The sequence below is a fragment of the Arthrobacter sp. Y3225116 genome, assembly GCF_059091245.1.
The window spans coordinates 1-4,960 of sequence record NZ_JBNHGL010000211.1 but is presented as its reverse complement, the minus strand read 5'-3'; the positions used below and the strand labels follow the sequence as shown (position 1 = coordinate 4,960).

4 protein-coding genes are annotated in these 4,960 nt (G+C 71.4%); all 4 read right to left on the bottom strand.

Annotation, left to right across the window (positions count from 1 at the left end; translation table 11 throughout):
* On the bottom strand, positions 1-1,069 hold a 1,069-nt coding region (locus AC5RV2_RS14565; protein WP_494092922.1), incomplete at its 3' end, for an amidohydrolase family protein.
* Positions 1,066-2,265, bottom strand: a complete 1,200-nt coding sequence (locus AC5RV2_RS14560) for an allantoate amidohydrolase (protein ID WP_494092921.1) — start codon at positions 2,263-2,265, stop codon at positions 1,066-1,068. The genes AC5RV2_RS14560 and AC5RV2_RS14565, both read right to left, overlap by 4 nt.
* 11 nt (positions 2,266-2,276) lie before the next feature.
* Positions 2,277-3,974 carry a urocanate hydratase gene (gene hutU, locus AC5RV2_RS14555; RefSeq protein ID WP_494092920.1) on the bottom strand — a complete coding sequence of 566 codons (1,698 nt, stop codon included), beginning with the start codon at positions 3,972-3,974 and terminating at the stop codon, positions 2,277-2,279.
* Positions 3,975-3,976: 2 nt separating this feature from the next.
* Positions 3,977-4,699, bottom strand: a complete 723-nt coding sequence (locus tag AC5RV2_RS14550; RefSeq protein ID WP_494092919.1) for an IclR family transcriptional regulator — start codon at positions 4,697-4,699, stop codon at positions 3,977-3,979.
* Positions 4,700-4,960: the final 261 nt, after the last annotated feature.

Below are 4,960 nucleotides of genomic sequence, written 5' to 3'. Positions count from 1 at the left end.
CGATGACGGCGTGCTGGTCGGTGCCAAGGGCGATCCGGGCGCCGGCGTCCGCCAGCTCCCGGGCCGGGCCGATGCCGTCGGCGAGGTCGGCTTCCGTGGTCGGGCACATCACCACGGTGGCACCGGCTTCCCCGAGCAGCGCGATGTCCCCGGCGGTCAGGTGCGTGGCGTGGACGGCGCTCAGGCGCGGCGACAGCAGCCCGTGCCGGGCCAGCAGGCCGGCCGGCGTCACCCCGTAGGCGGCCAGACAGGCCTCATTCTCGGCCGGCTGCTCGGAGAGGTGGATGTGCAGCGGCAGGCCGTCGGGCAGGTGCTCTGCGATGAGCGGCAGCGCGGCCTCGGGCACCCCGCGGACCGAGTGCAGGGCGGCGCCCACCGTGATCCGCGCCGGGTCGAACCGGTCCGCAACACAACGGCGCAGCGAGTCCAGCCGGGTCAGCCAGGCCTGCACGTCGCCGTCGCCGAAGCGCTGCTGCTCCGGTGCCAGCGGGACGCCGATGCCGCCGGCCAGGTAGCAGGTGTCCAGCAGGGTCAGCCGGATGCCGGCCGCCTCGGCGGCCCGGCACAGCGCCAGTTCCATCGCGTGCCCGCCGTACCCGGGGCTCTCCGGATCATCGCCCGGCGGGCCGGACCGGTGCCCGCCGGGGCTCCCGCCGGCCGCGCTTCCGGGTCCGTACGGGCTCCCGTCCGGGCGGTGGTGGACGTAGTGGAACTCCGCCACGCTGCTGAAGCCGGCCGCCACCATCTCCGCGAACACGGCCGTCGCCAGGCGCTCGTAGTTCTCCGGCGTCAGCGTCCCGGCCGCGCGGTACATCTGCTCCCGCCAGGTCCAGAAGTCGCCCCGGCCGGCGTGGGTGCGGCCCCGCAGCACCCGGTGGAATGCGTGCGAGTGCGCGTTGGCAGCGGCGGGAAACACAACGCCGTCGAGCACCAGCACGTCGTCGGCCGGATCGGGCCGGGGCGCCGTGCCCACCTGCGTGATCGTCCCGGTGTCGTCGCAACCCAGCAGGACCCCGTCGGCCACGCCGACCGGGCCCAGCCAGGCGCGCTCGCACCAGATGCTGCTCACAGCAGTGCCTCGAGCACGTCCGCCAAGGCTTCCGCGCCGGCGTCCGCGTCCCAGGGCTCCACGTACTCCTCCGGGGAGTGGGAGATGCCGGAGGGGTTTTTCACGAACAACATGCCGGACGGCACCCGCGAGGCCAGCACGCCGGCGTCGTGCCCGGCGCCGGTGGCCAGCACCGGCGCGCCGGGCAGGGCGTTCTCCAGCTGGCGCTGCAACGCGGAGTCGAAGTGCACGGTTCCGCTGTAGGACTCTTCCGTCAGGGAGACGGAGCAGCCCTCGAACGCGGCGATCTTCTGGGCCTTGCCGTGGATGGCCTCGACCAGGTGCGCGGTGACGGCGTCGTCCGGGTGCCGGGCGTCCAGCCACAGGTCCACCCGCGAGGCAATCACGTTGGTGCCGCCGGGCACCGGCTGGAGGCGGCCGACGGTGGCGCGGGCGTCAGGCTGCTTGGCCGCGGCCTGCTGTACGGCCAGGATGATCTGCGCCGCGGCAACCATCGGGTCGGCACGGTCGGCCATCAGGGTGGTGCCGGCATGGTTGCCCTGGCCGGTGACACTGATCCGCCACCGCCCGTGGCCCAGGATGGAGCTGCCGACGGCGATGGTCGGGCCGTCCTCGCCCAGGCCGCGGCCCTGCTCCACGTGCAGCTCGATGAAGTCGCCGATCCGCGCCAGCGCCTCGTCGTCGCGCCCCAGGTGCGCAGGATCCAGCCCGTTTGCCCGGGCGACGTCGGCGAACGTGTCGCCGTGCTCGTCGCGCAGGTTCCGGGCCTTGTCCGGATCGATGGCGCCGGCCAGCAGCCGCGAGCCCAGGCACGCCACACCGAACCGCGAGCCCTCCTCTTCCGGGAAGACCGTGACCGCCAGCGGCCGGTTCGGCTCAACGCCGCGCTCCTTGAGGAGGTCGACGGCGGCGAGCGCGGAGGCGACGCCCAGCGGCCCGTCGAAGGCGCCGCCGCCGGGAACCGAGTCCAGATGGCTGCCGGTGACCAGCGCGCCGGGCTGCGGCTCGCCCCACCATGCCCAGAGGATGCCGTTGCGGTCCGTCTCCACGCCCAGCCCGCGGCGTTGGGCCTGTTCGATGAACCAGTCGCGCAGGCCCAGTTCTGCGGTGGAGTAGACCGGCCGCGAGTACCCGCCGCGTTGCGCGTCACGGCCGACGTCGGCAATGGATTCCAGGAGGGAGGACACAGTTTCCATCTGCCGGCCGCCTACTTGCCCATCGGGATGCGGACGCCCCGTTCGGCCGCGACCTCGACGGCGCGGTCGTAGCCGGCGTCCACGTGCCGGATCACTCCCATCCCCGGATCGTTGGTCAGCAGCCGCTCCAGCTTCTGCGCCGCCAACTCGGTGCCGTCCGCCACCGACACCTGGCCGGCGTGGATGGAGCGGCCGATGCCGACGCCGCCGCCGTGGTGGATGGACACCCAGGTGGCCCCGGAGCTCGCGGCGGTCAAGGCGTTCAACAGCGGCCAGTCCGCGATGGCGTCCGAGCCGTCGGCCATCGCCTCGGTCTCCCGGTAGGGCGAGGCGACGGAGCCAGAGTCCAGGTGGTCGCGGCCGATCACGATCGGCGCCGAGACCTTGCCCTCGGCCACCAGCCGGTTGAAGAGCAGCCCGGCCTGGTGACGCTCGCCGTAGCCCAGCCAGCAGATGCGCGCCGGCAACCCCTCGAACTCCACCCGCTCGGCCGCGGCATCCAGCCACCGGTGCAGGTGCTCGTTCTCCGGGAACAGTTCCTTCAGCGCGGCGTCGGTCACCTCGATGTCCTTCGGGTCGCCGGAGAGCGCCACCCAGCGGAACGGGCCCAGTCCCTCGCAGAACAGCGGCCGGATGTAGGCCGGGACGAAGCCCGGGAACTCGAAGGCGCGCTCGTAGCCGCCCTTGCGTGCCTCGTCGCGGATCGAGTTGCCGTAGTCGAACACCTCGGCTCCGGCGTCCTGGAACTCAACCATGGCCTGCACGTGCCGGGCCATGGACGCCTGCGCCTTCTTGGTGAAACCGGCCGGATCGGCCTGCGCCTCGCGCTGCCAATCCGCCACGGTAATGCCTTCCGGCAGGTACGACAGCGGATCGTGCGCCGAGGTCTGGTCGGTGACGACGTCCACGGTGATCTCGCCGGCCCGGTGCCGGCGCAGGATCTCCGGGAACACCTCCGCCGCGTTGCCCACGTAGCCCACCGACCAGCCGCGGCCTTCTTCCTTTGCCTTCATGGCCTTCGCGAGGGCGGTGTCCAGGTCCGTCTCCACCTCGTCCAGGTAGCGTTTGCCCACGCGGCGGCGCAGCCTGGCCTCGTCCACGTCCACGATCAGGCAGGCGCCGTCGTTGAGGGTGACAGCCAGCGGCTGGGCTCCGCCCATGCCGCCGCAGCCGCCGGTCAGCGTCAGCGTTCCGGCCAGCGTGGGAGAGGCGGTCTTGCCGGCCTCGTGCAGCTTGGCTCCGACGGCGGCGAAGGTTTCGAAGGTGCCCTGCAGGATTCCCTGGGTGCCGATGTAGATCCAGGAACCGGCCGTCATCTGGCCGTACATCATCAGCCCTTCGGCCTCCAGGCGGCGGAATTCCGGCCAGTTGGCCCAGTCGCCCACCAGGTTCGAGTTGGCGAGGAGCACGCGCGGGGCCCAGGGGTTGGTGCGCAGCACGCCCACGGGCTTGCCGGACTGGACCAGCAGCGTCTCGTCGTCCTCGAGTTCCGCCAGCGTCTTGACGATCGCATCGTAGGCTTCCCAGGACCGTGCCGCGCGGCCGGTGCCGCCGTAGACCACCAGGTCCTCGGGGCGTTCCGCCACCTCGGGATCCAGGTTGTTCATCAGCATCCGGAGCGGAGCCTCGGTCTGCCAGCTCTTGGCGGTGAGGGTAGTGCCCCGGGAAGCCCGGATGCGGCGGGAAGGGTCGTGCTGGGTGAACGTCATCGTCATGCCCTTTCTGGCGTGGAGGTAGGTGTCTGGTTGTGTTCTTCGGTCCCATTGGCCGCCGGGCTCTCCGGCGCGGCGAAGAGCGTGCCGGCTTGTTCGGCAAGCAGCAGCCCGAATTTTTCGGCGGCTTCTGCTGTGGTGCGGTAGCTGGGCGCGACGATGCTCACCGCGGCGACGACCTTGTCGCCGGCGAAGACGGGAGCCGCGACGGCGGTGACGTCGGCCTCCACGCTGTCCGCCTGCACGGTGTACCCGCCCTGGCCCACCTGTCCGCTGAGGGCCGCCCCGGCCGCGCTGCCCTCCATCGGGAAGGTCCGGCCCACCCAATTCACGTGGCGCACGGTATGGGTGCCCTCTTCGATGGCTATGTACAGCCCGTGGTCGTTGCCGGCGGTCACGCTCAGGTACGCCGACTCCCCGGTCTGGTCGACCAGGCTCCGCAGGACGTCCCGGCCCGCATCCACCAGCGACTCGTGGCTGAGCGCCTGGACACCCAGCTGCACCATCCGGAAGCCCGGCCGGTAGAGCGCGTTGTCGCGTTTGGCTGCGAACCCGTTGGCTTCCAGCGTGCGCAGCAGCCGCAGCGCGGTCGACGCCGACAGGCCCACCGCCTTGGCCGCATCGGCGAGCTTGACGCCGTCGTGCTCGCAGACGATCCGAAGCAGCGCCAGGGTGCGGTCCGCCGCCCTGGTCGTGGGATCCGCTGCCGTTCCTGACGCCATGCCTGCTCCTCGGTAGCCATCCAATGTTGCAGCCAGTAAAACATCAATTTCATGCAGCGGCAAGGAATTAGCAAAAAACCCTTGACCCCGGCAGCGCGGGTGGGTAGCTTCAGGTAGCAAGCCACACTCGTTTTACAGATCGAAACAGGTATGCCGCGTACCGGCAGAAACAAGGAGATCCTGATGCGCCCATTGATGTCCGCGGCCACCGCGCCCCGCCGCCCCCTGCTGGCCACCGCCTCGGCCGCGGTGCTGGCCGGC